The organism is Bacillus sp. SRB_8 (assembly GCF_003264205.1).
In the GTDB taxonomy this organism is placed as follows: domain Bacteria; phylum Bacillota; class Bacilli; order Bacillales; family Bacillaceae_G; genus Bacillus_A; species Bacillus_A mycoides.
The window spans coordinates 282,659-301,929 of record NZ_NADT01000019.1 but is presented as its reverse complement, the minus strand read 5'-3'; the positions used below and the strand labels follow the sequence as shown (position 1 = coordinate 301,929).

The window sequence follows — 19,271 nt, the reverse complement described above, 5'->3', positions numbered from 1 at the left end:
AGTATGTTAAAATTAATGAAGAGCTGAATTTTAAAAAGAATAAATTCGAATAATTAATATATACGGAATTAAAGGAGGCAAAATGTAATGGATAATGTTATAAAAACAGTGGATTTAACAGATGCAGAATCAAGTAAACTTATTGCTTATATTTATAGTAATGATGTCACATTGATCGAAGAAGCATTTTGTCCTAATGAAATAAAATTAAAGTTTAATGAAATAGCAATTTTATCGGCAATTAAAACCGCATATATTACGAAAGTATCTATAAGGAAAGAACTTGAAGCAATTTTTCAAGATACAGGCGTTTTATTAGTAAAGCAAAATGTTGAAAGGAATAGTATTCAATCTATAACAATGCATTTTGAGCAATTTAAAAAGTTGCAAAATGAGATTGAGAATTTAAATAAAAGTATGTTATAAGACTAGGTGGAAATTTATTGATAGAGGTGGGCTCTGTTAAGTTGAAAAAGTGGATTGAAAAGTATTTGGATAAATCGAACCGTAAACATAAATATACTTTCATTAAGGTGTAACCTATATTTATCGATGTGAGAAATGTAGGGAATAGAAGATACAATTTAAAAATAATAACGATACAAACAAAAAGAGTAACTATGATGGTTACTCTTTTTGTTTGTAATATGTAATATCAAAAATACTTCTAAAGTATGAAATGAATTGATACTTAAGTGAGAAGTTGAATAAGAATAAAAAGAGTAATATTAATGGAAAGGAGGAGATGAAGTTGGAGCGAAACGACATTGGGAAACTTGTAATTATTACTGGAGTAACGCAAGGGTTAGGACGTGCAATGGTTGATAGGTTTCATGAATTGGGGTGGAACATAGCAGGGTGTGGACGCTCAAAAAATAAAATTGAAGAGCTTAATAAATATTACGGTGCTTCACATGATTTTCAAATAATTGATGTTTCAAATCATCACCAAGTTAGTAAATGGGCAAGTCGTATTCTTAATAAGTATAGGGCTCCCGATATGTTAATAAATAATGCATCGATTGTTAATCAAAATGCACCTCTATGGAAAGTTACCGCACAAGAATTTGAAAGTGTAATGAGTGTAAATGTGAACGGGGTAGTAAATGTCATTAGGGCGTTCGTCCCGGCGATGATAGCTAGGAAAGAAGGAATTATTATTAACATGAGCTCTAGTTGGGGAAGAGAAGGCGAGGCTGAACTTGCGCCATATTGTGCCTCGAAGTTTGCTGTTGAAGGTATCACGCAGTCAATGGCAATGGAACTACCAAATGGTATGGCAGTAGTTGCTTTAGATCCAGGTGGCAGTATTAGCACTCCAATGCTTCACTTATGTGCACCTCAATATGTAAAAGAATCTCCTACACCTGAAATGTGGTCACATAAAGCAATTCATTATATATTAAATATATCAATAGATAAAAACGGTGAGTCATTGACATGTCCGGCATACATTCATTGAGAAACTTCTTGTCAAAAAGAGCGCCTGAAAGGTGCTCTTTTGTATTATTAGTACATTATGTGATGCACAAAATTACATATGAAAAATAGAATAATGAATTAAAGGTGATATTTGTTTGTTTTGAATGTACTAGAAAATTTAAATATAGGTGATGGGAAATGAACCTACGCGATTTAGAATTGACAGGTGCCTGGTTTCAAGTAGGAGGAAATCTTATAGCAGCAATTGGAACAACTAGAGGGTTTGCAGGGGAAGAAAAGATTGAGTCGGATCTCGTTATTGTAGGAAGTTCATTACAAGCTCTCGGATATATATTACAAATTATAGCAACTAATGATGCGAAAGATGAAGATAAATGTGAGAAGCAAGAGGTAACTATAGATAATAAAAATAAAGCGCTAGCGAAAACGGGGATTGAGTTATTAGCTTTAGGTAATATTTCAAATGTAATAGGAACGTATTTTAATCTCAATGAACAAATGAAAGAAAATGATTTCCTTATAATTACTGGAAATAGTTTGCAATCAATTGGCGCTTTTTTAGGAGTAGAAGTAGCATTGAATGAGATAAATGGAATACAGTGGATTATCGTATTAGGGAATTCAATGCAAAGTTTAGGTGCGGGATTACAAGCATATGAAGGTATTAAAAATATACCAAAAGAAGAAAAGGGAAAAGAAGACAGTAATATAGATAAAGAAGATCAACGTATAATAGGGCTAATAGGTATTTGGATACAGGCAATAGGTACTGTAATTTCAGCAATTGGATTAACCGAAATAGTAGAGGAACAACGATTGGAATCTAAGAAAAGGTGATGAAATACTCATTTCAATGAAGTTTGGAGTATTTCAATTTTAGAAGTAGGACAAGATGGATGTGTTAATTGTTTTTGTAGGCTTTTTCATATAGGCGTAGAATATACATATAAATGAACAGGTGAAAATAACTTGTTAACGTTAGTGAGAGGCTTCTCATTTAGTTATACTATTATATGTGATTTTTGTAATGATGAGTTCTTATATACGCTTTTAGAAATAACATGATTTCATAGGTTTGATAGTGTAGGAGATGGATGGGGAAGAATCGAAAAATAAACATTAAGGAGTTTTTCAGACATGATGTACTTATTAGCAATTTTACTTCCGCCGGTAGCTGTTTTATTTTGCGGAAAGCCGTTTCAAGCGATTATTAATTTCATTTTAACCTTAATTTTTTGGGTTCCAGGAGCGATACACGCAGTTCTTGTCGTACATGATAAAAAAGCCGACAGGCGACTTAAAAAACAAGTTCAAGCGTATGATGAAATTAATAAAAGAAATAGAAGGTAAATTGCGATTGACATACAAAAAAGAAAGGGGATTTGATTCGCCTTTCTTTTTTGTATGCCAATCAAGTTTAAATTTTAGTATAGCGGTAAGAATTTTTAATATAAGTATTATGATAATAACTTTTAGAGTGTGCGTTTAATAAACCGGTGTAAATGCTTTCTGGCACATTAAAGAAATCATACATACCATTCTTTAGTTGAATACGTAAAATCATAGAAAAAGGATTATAGCCAACAGCAACTAATTTTTTTGAAATAACGGGAGATAGCTTCATCATTACGCAACTCCTTATTTTTCATTTTAGATGGTTTCTTGTAGAGAAGGGGATTGTCGTGTTGAAATCCTAATAATTAAAGGAGTATTATACTTATATGCAATATATTAAATGTTTGTTATACGTAATTATAAGGAAGTTCACACGAAGTACATATCGTTGTGCTATTTTTATTTCACCTTTGATTTATAAATAAGAAAATATTGACCATTTGAAAAAAAGGTATATTATTTATACGAGGTATTAAAAATTCACTTCTTACATTCTATGCTTTAAGGGGCAGTATTATTAGAAAAAATAGAAGTGAAAATAGTTTGTATAAGAAGTATTCTAAAATGTATAATCTGTGAATTGGGAAAATATTGAATGCTCCAGGTCAATATACTTTCTTGATTAAATGTATTTGGGAAAGTGACCTCAATATTTTCAAGTAAATCAACGGGAGAATTGAAAGGCAGGAGAAAGTAACATGTCAGAAAATTATCGTTCTCGAGAGGAGCGACGACAAGTTCAAAAGAAAAAACAGCCAGCTTCTAAAAAAACAAAACCAAAAGGTAAAACATCGTTTTTTCGTAAATTTTTAATCAGTTGTTTACTACTTGGTATTGTAGGTTTAGTGGCAGGGGTTGCTACCTTTTTCGTAATGATTAAGGATGCACCAAAACTTGAGAAAGCAAAACTTGTTAATCCGTTATCCTCAAAAATTTATGATAAAGACGGGAATTTGGTATATGAATATGGGAAAGAAAAGCGGACGAATGTTACGTATGATCAAATCCCAAAATTAGTAGAAAATGCATTTTTAGCAACAGAAGATTCGCGTTTTTATGAGCATAGCGGAGTAGATTTTAAAGGTACTGCTCGTGCAGTTTTAGTTAGTCTTAAGGGAGATTATGGCTCTCAAGGTGGTAGTACGATAACGCAGCAAGTTATTAAAAACTACTTCTTATCGATGGAAAAAACGTCAAAACGTAAAGTTCAGGAAATATATTTAGCGTATAAGCTAGAACAACAATATTCAAAACATGAAATATTAGAGATGTATTTAAATAAAATTAATTTAGGAAACCGTTCATATGGAATCGCAACAGCAGCACAAAACTACTACGGTAAAGAATTAAAAGATTTAACATTACCAGAAGTTGCGATGCTAGCTGGCTTACCAAAAGCACCGAATAACTATGACCCAACGAAAAAAGAAAATGTTCAAAGGGCAACAGAAAGAAGAAATACTGTACTAAACTTAATGAATCGACATGGTTATATTACAAAGGCAGAAATGGAAGAAGCATCGAAAGTACCAGTGGATAAAAATATTAAGAGTGCAGCTGAACTACAAGCGATGCCACATACTGCATTTATGGATGCAGTTGTGAAAGAAGTAGAAAAAGAAATACCAGATGTTAATATTGGATCTGACGGTTTAGAAATTTATACAACTTTGGATCCAAAAGCGCAAGATTTTGCTGATCAGCTTTTAAATGCAAATATTATTAATTATCCAAACGATAAGTTCCAAGGGGCTTTCACATTTATGGATACAAAGACTGGTGAAGTTCGTGCTATAGGTAGTGGTCGTGGTGAAAATAAAGCAGTATTTAAAGGGCATAATATGGCGATTGAATTAGATCGTGCAGCTGGTTCAACTATGAAGCCAATCTTTGATTATGCACCGGCTATTGAATATTTAAAATGGGCTACGTATCATCAAATCGATGACTCTCCATTTAAGTATTCAACTGGCCAAGAAGTGAGAAATGCAGATAGAAGTCATTTAGGGCCAATCTCAATGCGTGAAGCACTAACAAAGTCACGTAATATCCCAGCTATTAAAACAGCTAAAGAGGTAGGTATTAGTAAATCGAAAGAGTTCTCTGAGAAATTAGGTATTACATTTAATGTAGCACCGACAGAATCAACAGCGATCGGTACAAATGAAGCGTCACCAACTGAAATTGCAGGTGCTTATGCGGCATTTGGGAATGACGGTAAGTATACGAAGCCGCATTTTGTTAAGAAAGTAGTTTATCCAGACGGCAAGTCACAAAGTTTTGGACAAAAACCAAAACCAGTTATGGCGGATTCTACAGCATATATGATTACTGATATGCTTCGTTCTGTAGTTACATCAGGTACTGGTACATCGGCAAATGTGGCCTCTTTAGATGTAGCTGGTAAAACAGGTACAACTAACTATTCTTCAAAACAACTAGCACAATATGGAATTCCAGAAAGTGCAACTCGTGATAGTTGGTTTGCAGGATATACACCGCAATATACGATGGCAGTATGGACTGGATATACGAAAGATGGTAAAGACGAGTATATTAGTAGTAAAAATACGAAAATTGCACAGTTGATCTTTAAAGAAATGATGAGCAAGATGGCTACAGATAAATCACGCTTTAAAATGCCAAGTAGTGTTATTCAAGAAGGTAGTGAATTGCGTATAAAAGGTGAAAAACGTGATTCATCTCCAAATACTAGCGTACCGGATACAACGGAACAACCAAAACAAGATCAACAGCAAAAAACTGAAGAAGAGAAAAATCAAGAGGAATTAAAGAAACAGGAAGAACTTAAGAAACAAGAAGAGCAAAAGAAACAAGATGAACTTAAGAAGCAAGAAGAGCTTAAGAAGCAAGAAGAGCAAAAGAAACAAGATGAACAGAATAAGCAAAATGAACAAAACAATGGAAATGGTCAAGGAACTCCAAATCCACCAACTAATGGAGGTGACCAAGGAACTCCAAATCCACCAACCACTGGAGGTGGCCAAGGAACTCCAAATCCACCAACCACTGGAGGTGGTCAAGGAACTCCAAATCCGCCAACCACTGGAGGTGGCCAAGGAACTCCAAATCCACCAACCACTGGAGGTGGCCAAGGAACTCCAAATCCACCAACCACTGGAGGCGGCCAAGAAACTCCAACCCCACCAACTACGGGCGGGAACACAGGAGAGGCTCCTTCCAATAATGGACAATAAATAATGCATTTTAAAAGCACCAAAGGTACCGGGAAAAACGGTTTCTTTGGTGCTTTTTGTATTATAAAGAGTAATATTATTTTTAAATATTAAAAGTACCATAGAAATTTTGAAAGTAAATTGATGGGAAATGATAAAAAATTTGAGTTGGCGGTATTGGATAACTAGGGCTATAAAAAGTAGTACTACTCGGGTGTGTACCATGATGCCAAAATGAAGGGGTGAATTGGTCAGTCGATTGATATTGTTGCCAAGCGGCAGGAAGTTCGATACCAACATCGGAACTAGCTGTATGAACGACAGGAACATGTATTGAGGGAGCTGATGGGACAACGGCGGTTATTCTTGGTGATACCCACATGAAAACGATCACTCCTAAGTTTAATAATAAAATAGTATATTCTTCTAGAACATATAAAGGTACATATATAGGTTTTTTGCGTAAAACATAGGCATAAAGTCGTAAGACCAACTTAAATTGATGATAGACCATTTATTATGAAAAGATACGTCTATTAGCGGAGGGCAAGGGAACATGAAAAATATACAATTGATGTGTTGATTGTAATATTTTACGTGTTTATGGAGGGATTTTAATGGAACGATTATGGACGAAATCATTTATACAAATGACTATCGCGATGTTATTTTTATTTACGGGGTTTTATTTACTTGTTCCAACGCTCCCGCTCTTTATTAAAGAGATTGGTGGAAATGAATCGCAAGTTGGACTGATGATGGGAATGTTTACAATAGCGGCAGTTGTAATACGACCGATTATTGGAGGTATGTTAGATCAATATGGTAGAAGATCTTTTATTATTTTCGGACTCATATTTTTTGGGATAACGATGTATTCGTATAATTTAGCATCGACTATTGTCCTTTTAGCTGTTTTACGCGTTATTCACGGAGTGACGTGGGCTGTTTCTACAACAGCAGTTGGAACAGCGATAACTGATATTATTCCAGATTCACGTCGTGGTGAAGGGATGGGCTGGTATGGTATGGCGATGACAATCGCGATGGCAATTGGCCCGATGATTGGATTATGGGTTGTACAAAATTATTCATTTCATGGTCTATTCTTGTTAGCAACTCTTTTATCCTTTATGGCAGTCGTATTATCGTTAATAACGAAAATGCCATTCACGCCACAAAAAGAAAAAGGGAAAATTCAGCTGTTTGAAAAATCCGTTTTATCAATAACGGTTGTTGTTTTCTTTTTGTCATTTGCATATGGAGGAATAACAACATTTTTACCGTTATTCGCGTCATCAATTGATGTGAATCCTGGGACATTCTTTCTTGTATATGCAATTGCTTTAACAATTGTACGACCTATTTCAGGAAAACTATTAGATAAGTATGGAGAAGTTTTTATCATACTTCCGGCACTATGTATTACTATTTTAGCGATAGTTGTACTAACGATTTCAAATGGTTTGATAGGTGTAATGATTGCAGCGGCATTATATGGTGTTGGATTCGGTTCGGCACAGCCCGCTTTACAAGCAGCGATGCTGACAATTGTTGATCCTAGTAAAAGAGGAGTTGCTAACGCTTCATTCTTTACCGCTTTTGATTTAGGGATTGGATTAGGTGCGATTTTACTTGGAGTTGTTTCACAAATGTTTGGTTACCGTATTTTATTCGCAGGTAGTGCAATTTCAGGATTAATAGCTTTAATTATATTTGTCATTTTTGTAAAACAACGATTAGGAAAAAAAGATTTTGCGTATAAAGCATGATGAATCTATTTGATGTATTGTAAGGTACGGAGGAAATAGCTCAATTCAGCCCGGATATTCTTTAGGGATTGTTTCTGAGAAATCAGTTCGGGAAATAGTGTCAGTTGAGAAAGACGGTAGTTTATTTTTATAGATTTTGATGATCTTTCGTACTTTCAAAACTATGAATTAGTTGTAAGCTATCGTAAAGAAACGGAAGAAATTTAATTTAATTATGTAAAATAATAATTTTATTAAAAATAAATAAATTTTATATAAGAATTATATTTATGGGAATATGAAATAAATATTATAAAAAACCGAGCTGTGCATGAGTGCAGCTCGGTTTTTTATGTTTGTTGAAGAAAAAGGGATTAAAGGTATATTTAGTGGGATTATATGGATAATTGTTATATTTCGTTTTAAAAAATTGTAAAAGGATGTTTGTCCTTTCTTTATAAAAGATGAAAGTTATTTTTGAAAAATTGTATTATTACATCGGTAAAAGTATAGGAAACTTATCATTATAAAATAAATTGAAATCTTCTAAAAACTCTGATACATTGAAATAGAAATGTAGTTTCATATTATTGTAAAGGCTTACAGTTATGTGCACGAAGATCTATTAGGATTGGAGGAAATAATGATGAAAGCTGAAGAAAAATTTTCCCCGGGATTAGATGGTGTAGTAGCAGCGGAAACGAAAATTTCGTTTCTTGACACAGTAAAAGGTGAAATTGTAATTCAAGGGTATGATTTAATCGAACTCTCAAAAACAAAAGAGTATTTAGACATTGTGCACCTTTTATTAGAAGAACGTTTACCGAATGAGGATGAGAAAGCAACAATTGAAAAGAAATTAAAAGAAGAATATGCAGTGCCAGAAGGTGTATTCAATGTTCTAAAGGCATTGCCTAAGGAAACGCATCCTATGGATGGGCTACGTACAGGTGTGTCTGCATTAGCTGGTTATGATAGTGATATCGAAAACCGCTCATTAGAAGTGAATAAAAGTCGAGGATACAAGCTTTTAAGTAAAGTGCCAAATATTGTAGCGAATAGCTACCATATTTTAAATAATGAGGAACCAATTGAGCCTCTTCAAGAATTGTCATATAGTGCGAATTTCTTCTATATGTTAACTGGAAAGAAACCAACTGAACTTGAAGAGAAAATCTTTGATCGTTCCCTTGTTTTATATAGTGAACATGAAATGCCAAACTCTACATTTACAGCACGCGTTATTGCATCAACGCAATCCGACTTATACGGCGCTTTAACAGGAGCAGTTGCATCCTTAAAAGGAAGTCTTCATGGCGGTGCGAATGAAGCGGTTATGTACATGCTTTTAGAAGCTGGTAATGTTGAGAAATTTGAAGAGTTATTACAGAAGAAACTATATAACAAAGAAAAAATTATGGGCTTTGGACACCGTGTTTATATGAAAAAGATGGATCCAAGAGCACTTATGATGAAGGAAGCATTAAAGCAGTTATGTGATGTGAAAGGCGATTATACACTATATGAAATGTGTGAAGCTGGAGAAAAAATTATGGAGAAGGAAAAAGGAATTTATCCGAATCTTGATTATTATGCTGCTCCAGTATATTGGATGCTTGGTATTCCAATTCAACTTTACACACCAATCTTCTTTAGTTCTAGAACAGTAGGGCTATGTGCACACGTAATTGAGCAACATGCGAACAATCGTTTGTTCCGTCCACGTGTAAATTATATTGGCGAGCGATATGCATTTAGTAAATAAAAACAACTGGGGAGTTGTTAGCGCCGCCCGCCAGATGGGTGTTTGACCGACACCCATCATTAATAATAACGAATTTTCGACAGAAAGGGAAGAATAGCATGATTAAAACAAATGAAATTAAACAAAAAGATGCATTATTAGAAGAAATTACGGACTATGTATTAAATAAAGAGGTTACAAGTGCAGAGGCATTCAGTACGGCTCGCTACGTATTACTTGATACACTTGGATGTGGAATTTTAGCACTACAATACCCAGAGTGTACAAAATTATTAGGACCAGTTGTACCAGGAACAATCGTGCCAAATGGTACACGTGTACCAGGAACATCTTATGTGCTAGATCCAGTAAAAGGCGCATTTAATATCGGATGTATGATCCGTTGGTTAGACTATAACGATACTTGGCTTGCAGCAGAGTGGGGACATCCATCTGATAACTTAGGCGGAATTTTAGCTGTTGCAGATTATATTAGCCGCGTTCGTATTTCAGAAGGAAAAGAACCATTAAAAGTGCGTGAAGTACTAGAAATGATGATTAAAGCACATGAAATTCAAGGTGTACTTGCTTTAGAAAACAGTTTAAACCGTGTTGGTCTTGATCACGTATTATACGTAAAAGTAGCGACGACTGCAGTAGTTGCAAAAATGCTTGGCGGAACGCGTGAGGAAATCTTTAATGCATTATCACATGCGTGGATTGATAATTCTAGTCTTCGTACATATCGTCATGCTCCAAATACAGGTTCACGTAAATCATGGGCAGCAGGTGATGCGACGAGCCGCGGTGTTCATCTTGCAATGACTGCATTAAAAGGTGAAATGGGTTACCCAACGGCATTATCTGCACCAGGATGGGGATTCCAAGACGTGTTATTTAACAAGCAAGAATTAAAATTAGCAAGACCGCTAGAATCTTATGTAATGGAAAATGTATTATTCAAAGTGTCATTCCCAGCAGAATTCCATGCACAAACAGCTGCAGAATGTGCAGTGAAATTACATCCGGAACTTAAAGAAAGATTAGATGAAATTGATCGTATTACAATTACAACTCATGAGTCAGCAATTCGTATTATCGATAAAGAAGGTCCATTAAATAACCCAGCTGATCGCGATCACTGCCTACAATACATTACGGCAATAGGTTTATTAAAAGGAGATATCGTTGCGGATGATTATGAGGATGTAGTAGCGAATGATCCACGTGTAGATGAATTACGTAATAAGATGGTTGTTGTTGAAAACAAACAGTACAGTTTAGATTACCTTGATCCGAACAAGCGCTCAATCGCCAACGCTGTTCAAGTTCATTTTAAAGATGGTACTGTAACAGAAAATGTGGAATGTGAATACCCACTTGGCCACCGTTTCCGTAGAGACGAAGCAATTCCAAAAGTTGTTCGAAAATTCACTGCAAATATGGCAGGTCATTATTCTAGTAAGCAACAAGAAAAAATCCATGAAGCTTGTCTAAATGAAGAAAAACTAGAAAATATGAATGTAAACGAATTTGTAGATCTATTCTTAATTTAATAATAGGGGGAATTTAGAATGGCTTGGGTTGTGAATAAACAGTCAACACAAGAGGAGCTTGCGAATCGCTTCCGAGCTTTAGTAGAAGCAAATGAAATTTTGCAAATTCCAGGTGCTCATGATGCAATGGCGGCTCTTGTTGCGAAAAATACAGGTTTTTCAGCTCTATATTTATCGGGAGCTGCTTACACTGCAAGTAAAGGACTACCAGATTTAGGGATCGTGACGTCTACTGAAGTAGCAGAGAGAGCAAGGGATATAGTTAGAGCTACAGATTTACCAGTTCTTGTTGATATTGATACAGGATTTGGTGGAGTACTAAACGTAGCGAGAACAGCTGTAGAAATGGTGGAAGCGAAAGTTGCGGCTGTTCAGATTGAAGATCAACAATTACCAAAGAAATGTGGACATTTAAATGGTAAGAAACTTGTTACTACAGAAGAATTAGTTCAAAAAATTAAAGCGATTAAAGAAGTTGCGCCAAGTTTATATATTGTAGCACGCACAGATGCTCGCGGCGTGGAAGGATTAGATGCAGCGATTGAAAGAGCGAATGCATATGTAAAAGCAGGGGCAGATGCAATATTCCCAGAAGCGCTTCAATCGGAAGAAGAATTCCGTTTATTTACTAGCAAAGTGAATGCACCTTTACTAGCAAATATGACTGAGTTCGGAAAAACACCATATTATAGTGCAGAGGAATTTGCGAATATGGGCTTCCAAATGGTAATTTATCCTGTAACTTCACTTCGTGTTGCTGCAAAAGCATATGAGAATGTGTTTACGCTAATTAAGGAAACAGGTTCTCAAAAAGATGCACTTTCTAATATGCAAACGAGAAGTGAATTATATGAAACAATTTCATATCATGACTTTGAAGAGTTAGATACTGGAATTGCAAAAACAGTATTATCTGAAGATCAATAGGTAGAAGGATTTAGGCGATGAAAATACATCTTTGGCAAAACGAACTGCTTGATGTGAAAAATCATCGCCTTCTGTTTTCAATAATAAGATATTCCACTCATCGTAGACGAGCATATGCAAAGATCAACGAAGGCCGAAATGATAGGGGGATTCAGATGGAGAAAACGAAGTTACCATGGGATGAATTTTTTTCACTCAATAAAGATGTGAATAATACTTTCTTTACACCAGAAGATTTTTCAGGGGATGAAGATTTAATTGCAAAAACGACAGAACAATTCGTTAAACAAGAAATTGTCCCGCAAATTGAGAATATTGAACAACATAACTATAAAGTTTCTCGTCAATTATTTGAGAAAGCTGGGGAACTTGGATTATTAGGTATTGAGGTACCAGAAGATTATGGCGGATTCGAGTTAGGAAAGGCTGTCTCAGGTCTTGTAGCAGAGAAAATGGGTTACGCGGGTGCATTTAGCGTTTCTTTTAATATACACGCCGGTGTAGGTACATTGCCTTACATATATTATGGAACGAAAGAACAGAAAGAAAAATATTTACCGAAAATCGCATCGGGAGAATGGATTGGGGCTTATGCTTTAACTGAGCCAAATGCTGGTTCTGATGCATTAAGTGCAAAAACGAGTGCAGTATTGAATGAAGATGGTACTGCTTGGAAGTTGAATGGTGAGAAGCAGTGGATTACAAATGCTCATATGGCAGATGTATACGTTGTTTTTGCGAAGACAAATAAAGGAATGACAGCGTTTATTGTCGAAAGAACATGTGAAGGTGTATCAATAGGATTAGAAGAAAAGAAGATGGGGATTAAAGGATCTTCAACAGCGACGCTTATTTTAGAAGATGTTGTCATCCCCGCTGAAAATATTTTAGGGGAAGTTGGGAAAGGGCATCACGTAGCTCTTAATATTCTTAACTTCGCTAGACTAAAACTTGCTTTTGGAAATATTGGAACAGCAAAACAAGCAATCGGTTTATCAGTTCAATATGGAAAAGAGCGAAAACAGTTCCAAACGGAATTAGTAGATTTTACGATGATTCAAGAGAAAATTGCCAATATGATTATTTCTACATATGGAGCAGAAAGTGCAGCTTACCGTACAGCGGGTGTAATTGATGAAGCAATTCATGAGAGTGATGAAGATCTTATGAAAAAAATGTCTCAATTTGCAATTGAATGTGCACTGAATAAAGTAAACGCTTCTGAAACACTTGCTTATATCGTAGATGAAGCTGTACAAATTCATGGTGGTTACGGTTATATGCAAGAATACGAAGTAGAACGATTATATCGTGATGCTAGGATTAGTCGTATTTTTGAAGGAACGAATGAAATTAATAGATTAACAGTTGCAAAAATGTTAATGAAGCAAATCGAGCAAATAGAAGATGCTGAAGTAGAAATTGATGTGGCAAATGTAGAAAGAAACCATCGTTACATTTTATTAGCGAAAAAATTGTTGAAACAATCTTTGAAAACGCTCTCTAAAACTCCAGGTTTAAAAATTGAGCAAGAGCAAGAATATTCACGCGTATTATCAAATATGTTGACGGACGTGTACGTCATGGAATCAGCATTTTTACGTACGAGGAAAGCAGTTAGTAAAAATGGTGAGGAAAAAGAGCGTACGAAGCAAATGATAACAGGTGTTATTTGTGAAGAAGGATATCGTAAAGTAGAAGAAGCTGCGATTTCCATTCTTTCAGCAGCTGTCACAGAAGAACAAAATAGACAAGAAATATTAGCTGAAATCCGTCAATTATTAGTGCCTTTATACTCAAACTTATTTACGAAAAAGAGAGATATTGCGAAAGTTATTATAAATCGCGGGAAATATATTGTGTAAATAGGAGGAAAGCGATATGAAAAAGATTGGTTTTATCGGTTTAGGTAACATGGGTCTTCCAATGTCTAAAAATTTAGTTAAATCTAGCTACACAGTATATGGAGTGGACTTGAATAAAGAGGCGGAAGCTTCCTTTGAAAAAGAAGGAGGAATTATCGGCCTATCAATCTCAAAACTAGCAGAGACATGCGATGTGATTTTTACAAGTTTGCCTTCACCTCGTGCTGTGGAAGCGGTATATTTTGGGGAAGAAGGATTATTTGAAAATAGCCACTCGAATGTAGCTTTAATTGATACAAGTACAGTATCTCCACAATTAAACAAACAATTAGAGGAATCGGCGAAGGAAAAGAAAGTAGACTTTTTAGCAGCACCTGTTAGCGGTGGGGTAATTGGTGCAGAAAACCGTACATTAACGTTTATGGTTGGTGGATCGAAAGAAGTATATGAGAAAACTGAATCTGTCATGGAAGTACTTGGAGCAAATGTTTTCCACGTTAGTGAGCAGATTGATAGTGGTACAACTGTTAAATTAATTAATAATCTATTAATTGGTTTTTATACAGCTGGTGTGAGTGAAGCTTTAACATTAGCGAAAAAGAACAATATGGATTTAGATAAAATGTTTGATATTTTAAATGTAAGTTACGGTCAAAGTAGAATTTATGAGCGTAATTATAAAAGTTTCATTGCATCAGAAAATTATGAGCCAGGCTTTACTGTAAATTTATTAAAGAAAGATTTGGGATTTGCGATAGAGTTAGCTAAAGAAAGTGAACTTCACTTACCAGTAAGTGAGATGCTATTAAACGTATATGAAGAAGCGAGTGAGGCAGGATATGGTGAAAACGATATGGCTGCTTTATATAAGAAAGTTAGCGAACAGTTAATTTCTAATCAAAAATAGTGCACTTATAAAAACCATGATAAAAAAGGAGAGAATATAATGATTACAACTGAAATTAAACGAGTGAAAAATCATATTAATGGCGAATGGGTAGAATCTACTGGTACGGAAGTAGAAGCGGTTCCGAATCCGGCAACTGGAAAAATCATCGCTTACGTTCCACTTTCTCCAAAAGAAGATGTTGAAAAAGCTGTTGAAGCGGCAAAAGCGGCATACAAAACATGGTCTAAAGTGCCAGTTCCAAATCGTTCAAGACAACTATACAAATATCTACAACTGTTACAAGAAAATAAAGATGAGCTTGCAAAAATCATTACGCTAGAAAACGGTAAAACGCTAACGGATGCAACTGGTGAAGTACAGCGTGGTATTGAAGCGGTAGAACTTGCAACATCAGCACCAAATTTAATGATGGGACAAGCTCTTCCGAATATTGCTAGTGGAATTGATGGATCGATTTGGCGCTACCCAATCGGAGTTGTTGCTGGTATTACACCGTTTAACTTCCCGATGATGATTCCATTATGGATGTTCCCACTTGCAATTGCTTGCGGTAATACATTCGTATTAAAAACATCTGAAAGAACGCCACTTTTAGCTGAGCGACTTGTAGAGTTATTCTATGAAGCTGGTTTTCCAAAAGGGGTATTAAATTTAGTACAAGGCGGAAAAGATGTTGTAAATAGTATTTTAGAAAATAAAGATATTCAAGCAGTTTCGTTTGTTGGCTCTGAGCCAGTGGCACGCTACGTATATGAAACTGGTACAAAAAATGGTAAACGTGTACAAGCGTTAGCAGGTGCGAAAAACCATGCGATTGTAATGCCAGATTGCAATCTTGAAAAAACAGTACAAGGTGTAATTGGATCTGCGTTTGCAAGTAGTGGAGAGCGCTGCATGGCATGTTCAGTAGTAGCAGTAGTTGATGAAATTGCTGATGAATTCATTGATGTATTAGTAGCGGAAACGAAGAAGTTAAAAGTAGGTGACGGTTTCAACGAAGATAATTATGTTGGACCATTAATCCGTGAATCTCATAAAGAACGTGTTTTAGGCTATATTAATAGTGGTGTAGCAGATGGAGCAACTTTACTAGTAGATGGCCGTAAAATCAATGAAGAAGTTGGAGAAGGTTACTTTGTTGGTGCAACAATCTTTGATGGTGTAAATCAAGAAATGAAAATTTGGCAAGATGAAATTTTCGCTCCGGTATTAAGTATTGTAAGAGTAAAAGATTTAGAAGAAGGTATTAAGCTGACAAATCAATCGAAATTTGCGAATGGTGCTGTTATTTATACGTCAAATGGAAAACATGCACAAACATTCCGAGACAATATTGATGCTGGTATGATTGGTGTAAACGTTAATGTTCCAGCACCAATGGCATTCTTCGCATTTGCAGGAAACAAAGCTTCATTCTTTGGAGATCTTGGTACAAATGGTACGGATGGCGTTCAATTTTATACACGTAAAAAAGTTGTAACTGAGCGCTGGTTTTAATAAAGTAAAATGATAATGAGTGGGGTGCATTCCCACTCATTATAAAAATAATACAAACGAAAATACACTNNAGTGTATTTTCGTTTGTATTATGTTAACTATTTCTTTCAAAGGCTAATTTAATACCAAACCCAATTAAGACGATTCCTGTAATCCCTTGAATATAACGCTGTGTCTTCGGTTTTTTCATAAAGGCACTAATTTTATCAATTAAAAATATATAAAAAGCAAACCAAATGACTGTTAAAATGAGATAAGTAAGTCCCATAACGAGAAGTTGTATAAATGTATTATGATTTGGATTTAAAAACTGTGGTAAAAAAGTTAAAAAGAAGACTGCAACCTTAGGGTTTAGTAAATTTGTAAGAAACCCTTGGCGAAAGCAAGAAGTATGTTTATTGTCATTATTTATTGGAACGTCATCTGTATTTAAGTCTTCTGTGTTTCTTACTGCTAAAAGGGCTTTAATACCAATATAGACTAAATATACAGCACCAACATATTTAAAAATAGAAAATAAAAGAGCAGACTTTACAATAAGTGCTGAAAGACCAATTACAGCAGCTAAAGTGTGAATTAAAAGCGCAACACAAGTACCAAAAACAGTTTTTACGCCGCCGATTTTGCCGGCAATCAATGTGTTTTTCGTAGCCATTGCTGTATCAGGACCGGGTAGAATAATAAGACATATAGACATAATAATAAACAGAAAAAAATTTTCCATAATGTTATCCGCCTTCCTTTGTTGTTTTCAGAAAATTCGATTAACGTTAGTTTAACATACATTTTAGTTAAATAAAATTAAATTATATTTAAAATTATTTAACTAAAAAGAAGAGGCCATATAGAGTAGCTGAGAGTGTGCTACAATATATGGCCTCTTTGTTTAAGCGTTAAGTAAGTTAAAGAATCGATTTACATCTTCTTCTGAAACATCACTTAATTGTTTATATTTATAATTTGGATTTTGGTCTTTATCAACTACAACGGAGCGTACTCCTTCAAAGAAATCTTCATGTCGCATGAAGTTTTTAGCGAGTATAAGATCTGTCGCGAAACATTCTTCAACTGACTTTTCTTGGCCATCAATAAACTGTTTTAATGTTACCTTTAATGAAACAGGGGATTTGGATAATAGCTTTTCTTTCGTTGTTTGGGCAAATGGACTTTGATCTTTCTCTAACGATTGAATGATTCCCTCAATTGTATCGAATGCAAAATGCGAATTAATTTCTTCTACTGAAGAAGAAAGATTACCATCTAAGTTTGGAGCAGTTGCAAATGTACGAATAACTTCTTTTAAATGAGTATGTACATCTTCTTTTTTCCAATTTACATTTTCAAGTGCGGTAAGGAAATTTGGTAATGAATCTGATGTCATAAAGTAATCAGCAGCGTTAATATATAATACATCAGGAGCTTTTAAAATAGATGCTGTTAAAGCAACATATCGACCAGTATATCCAGGCGCTTTATTTAAGAAATAAGCAGCACCGACATCAGGGAAGAAACCGATGTTCATTTCAGGCATTGCCCACTTCGTACGCTCTGTTACAATTCGATACGTCGCTCCATTTGTCAGACCGACACCACCGCCCATTACAATTCCATCTAAACAAGCGATAATTGGTTTTTTGTATTGATAAATAAATGTATCAATTTCATATTCTTCTTCAAAAAACTGCTCTGCATGTTGTAATGCAACTTCGTTAGAACGTGCTTCGTATAGCGTTTTAATATCACCACCTGCACAAAAACCTTTCGTCCCAGCTCCTTTTAAAACGATGAGTTCAATACGCTCATCTTGCTCCCATTCTTTAAGTTTTTGCCCAATTGGTTGTAACATGTCATAGGATAAAGAATTAAGTGCTTTTGGACGGTTTAAAGTAATAGATGCAACGCCGTTTTCGCTAACAGAAAATAAAACGTGTTCAGTCATTATAAATCCTCCCTTACTTATCTTTCTATTCTTATTTCTTGATACATGCTGAAATGTCCTCTATAATTTTTGTCTAAATTAGGTGCTTAGTGTTAGTATTTATCGCATATTTTGACGAGTTATATTTGCAGGATTTCAGAGAATGAAGAGGAATATTACAACATTACTGTAAGTGCTATTATTTGAAAATGTCGTGTTGAAGGCGCTATTATATGTATAACTTATATTGAGTTAGTATACGTGGCGTAAATTAAAGAGTTGATGTAGAAAAAGTTAAAAGGCTGAATTATCTAACTTTTAAAGAGCGCGGGGTTTGTATATAATTAGAAATAGAGAAAGGAGAGATCGGAATGCCAGGACCTTTACTATTGTCGGTTATTATTTTGTCATCTCTTATGGTAGGAATTACACAGTATTTTCATCATACAGATACGACAGAAGAAGTGAAGGCTAAGGTACGTCTCGTGTTTCCGATTTTTATAATATCTATTTCCATATGCTTTTTATTAAATAAAGATGGGTATGTTGTGGCCGTATTTGCGTTTTTTGTAGCGATTGTCTTAATAACTGTATTGTACTACGTTATGAAAGAGTACTTACAAAAATAAGGATGCCTGAAAGGGCATTTTTATTTTTGTAGATTAATAATTTCACATACCGTATTTCATATAAAAAAACATAAAATATTTATAATTAAAAAAGTATGTACATCGCGGTGTATTTACTTGTCAATCTTGCATGACCACTATACTATTAAAATGTAGAGATTAGAAAAAAGGGGTTGTATCTAGCATGAAATTTGAGATGCATACAAAAATTATTTCAAATGAAAAAGAAGTAAGATTACATATAGAAGATAATTTATTTCAATTAATTTTAGATGGTTATCATCTATTTACTATTCAAGAAATATTGCCTTTATATAAATCAAACGAAGAAAGAATCGGTAGTGCAATTGTCCAAAAGTTAGAATGGGAGAACGGAAAAACTACACTAAACTATCAGCTTGTTTCACTACAATCAGTAAACTAAAAGGAGAAGGGTAAT

18 protein-coding genes and 1 pseudogene are annotated in these 19,271 nt (G+C 34.8%); 15 read left to right on the top strand and 4 right to left on the bottom strand.

All coding sequences use genetic code 11. The features are described 5' to 3' along the window. The first annotated feature begins 87 nt into the window (after window positions 1-87). From B5P40_RS17000 to B5P40_RS16985, 4 genes are all read left to right on the top strand, one after another. Complete coding sequence (locus B5P40_RS17000; protein ID WP_113709504.1) at window positions 88-426, top strand: hypothetical protein; 339 nt, start codon at window positions 88-90, stop codon at window positions 424-426. A 325-nt stretch (window positions 427-751) separates the two neighbouring features. After that, entirely contained in the window at window positions 752-1,462 is a 711-nt protein-coding gene (locus B5P40_RS16995) for an SDR family oxidoreductase (RefSeq protein WP_002085764.1), read from the top strand. A gap of 158 nt (window positions 1,463-1,620) precedes the next feature. Next, on the top strand, window positions 1,621-2,280 hold the full coding sequence (locus B5P40_RS16990; RefSeq protein ID WP_002035373.1) for a DUF6944 family repetitive protein: 660 nt from the start codon (window positions 1,621-1,623) through the stop codon (window positions 2,278-2,280). A 300-nt stretch (window positions 2,281-2,580) separates the two neighbouring features. Then, on the top strand, window positions 2,581-2,793 hold the full coding sequence (locus B5P40_RS16985; protein WP_002085763.1) for a YqaE/Pmp3 family membrane protein: 213 nt from the start codon (window positions 2,581-2,583) through the stop codon (window positions 2,791-2,793). A gap of 67 nt (window positions 2,794-2,860) precedes the next feature. Here B5P40_RS16985 and B5P40_RS16980 read toward each other — a convergent pair whose 3' ends face one another. Then, on the bottom strand, window positions 2,861-3,070 hold the full coding sequence (locus tag B5P40_RS16980) for a KTSC domain-containing protein (protein ID WP_002085762.1): 210 nt from the start codon (window positions 3,068-3,070) through the stop codon (window positions 2,861-2,863). Window positions 3,071-3,536: 466 nt separating this feature from the next. Here B5P40_RS16980 and B5P40_RS16975 point away from each other — a divergent pair, with 466 nt between their 5' ends. Continuing rightward, entirely contained in the window at window positions 3,537-6,056 is a 2,520-nt protein-coding gene (locus B5P40_RS16975; protein WP_113709503.1) for a PBP1A family penicillin-binding protein, read from the top strand. A gap of 82 nt (window positions 6,057-6,138) precedes the next feature. On the opposite strand, the gene B5P40_RS16970 is transcribed toward B5P40_RS16975, so the two are convergent. Beyond that, the gene (locus tag B5P40_RS16970; protein ID WP_078176575.1) at window positions 6,139-6,417 is read right to left on the bottom strand and encodes a hypothetical protein; all 279 of its coding nucleotides are present in this window, start codon (window positions 6,415-6,417) and stop codon (window positions 6,139-6,141) included. A gap of 235 nt (window positions 6,418-6,652) precedes the next feature. Here B5P40_RS16970 and B5P40_RS16965 point away from each other — a divergent pair, with 235 nt between their 5' ends. From B5P40_RS16965 to B5P40_RS16930, 8 genes and pseudogenes are all read left to right on the top strand, one after another. Then, complete coding sequence (locus tag B5P40_RS16965; RefSeq protein WP_002031843.1) at window positions 6,653-7,807, top strand: MFS transporter; 1,155 nt, start codon at window positions 6,653-6,655, stop codon at window positions 7,805-7,807. After that, window positions 7,788-8,014 (top strand): annotated as a pseudogene (locus tag B5P40_RS16960) (HesB/YadR/YfhF family protein). Before B5P40_RS16965 ends, B5P40_RS16960 begins: the two are co-directional and overlap by 20 nt. A 415-nt stretch (window positions 8,015-8,429) precedes the next feature. Further along, a complete protein-coding gene (gene mmgD / locus B5P40_RS16955) occupies window positions 8,430-9,551 on the top strand; it encodes a citrate synthase (protein WP_078176576.1) in 1,122 nt (373 codons plus the stop codon). 98 nt (window positions 9,552-9,649) lie between these two features. Further along, window positions 9,650-11,086: a 2-methylcitrate dehydratase gene (prpD, locus tag B5P40_RS16950; protein ID WP_002085755.1), complete on the top strand. Its 1,437-nt coding sequence runs from the start codon at window positions 9,650-9,652 to the stop codon at window positions 11,084-11,086. Between the two features lie 18 nt (window positions 11,087-11,104). Beyond that, entirely contained in the window at window positions 11,105-12,013 is a 909-nt protein-coding gene (gene prpB, locus B5P40_RS16945) for a methylisocitrate lyase (protein ID WP_078176577.1), read from the top strand. Window positions 12,014-12,168: 155 nt separating this feature from the next. Beyond that, window positions 12,169-13,878 carry an acyl-CoA dehydrogenase family protein gene (locus tag B5P40_RS16940; RefSeq protein WP_044439787.1) on the top strand — a complete coding sequence of 570 codons (1,710 nt, stop codon included), beginning with the start codon at window positions 12,169-12,171 and terminating at the stop codon, window positions 13,876-13,878. Window positions 13,879-13,894: 16 nt separating this feature from the next. Continuing rightward, window positions 13,895-14,785 (top strand): NAD(P)-dependent oxidoreductase, encoded by an 891-nt coding sequence (locus tag B5P40_RS16935; RefSeq protein ID WP_002012741.1) that lies wholly within the window; start codon window positions 13,895-13,897, stop codon window positions 14,783-14,785. Window positions 14,786-14,824: 39 nt separating this feature from the next. After that, entirely contained in the window at window positions 14,825-16,285 is a 1,461-nt protein-coding gene (locus B5P40_RS16930) for a CoA-acylating methylmalonate-semialdehyde dehydrogenase (RefSeq protein ID WP_016126890.1), read from the top strand. Window positions 16,286-16,379: 94 nt separating this feature from the next. Here the strand turns inward: B5P40_RS16930 and B5P40_RS16925 are convergent, their stop codons facing one another. Next, the gene (locus tag B5P40_RS16925; RefSeq protein WP_100248442.1) at window positions 16,380-17,012 is read right to left on the bottom strand and encodes a LysE family translocator; all 633 of its coding nucleotides are present in this window, start codon (window positions 17,010-17,012) and stop codon (window positions 16,380-16,382) included. A gap of 159 nt (window positions 17,013-17,171) precedes the next feature. Beyond that, window positions 17,172-18,224 (bottom strand): enoyl-CoA hydratase/isomerase family protein, encoded by a 1,053-nt coding sequence (locus B5P40_RS16920; RefSeq protein ID WP_002065275.1) that lies wholly within the window; start codon window positions 18,222-18,224, stop codon window positions 17,172-17,174. A gap of 350 nt (window positions 18,225-18,574) precedes the next feature. On the opposite strand from B5P40_RS16920, the gene B5P40_RS16915 reads away from it, so the two are divergent. Next, window positions 18,575-18,832, top strand: coding sequence for a hypothetical protein (locus B5P40_RS16915; RefSeq protein ID WP_002012747.1), 258 nt, complete (start codon window positions 18,575-18,577; stop codon window positions 18,830-18,832). Between the two features lie 184 nt (window positions 18,833-19,016). After that, the gene (locus B5P40_RS16910) at window positions 19,017-19,256 is read left to right on the top strand and encodes a DUF2584 family protein (protein WP_002085739.1); all 240 of its coding nucleotides are present in this window, start codon (window positions 19,017-19,019) and stop codon (window positions 19,254-19,256) included. Window positions 19,257-19,271 lie beyond the last annotated feature (15 nt).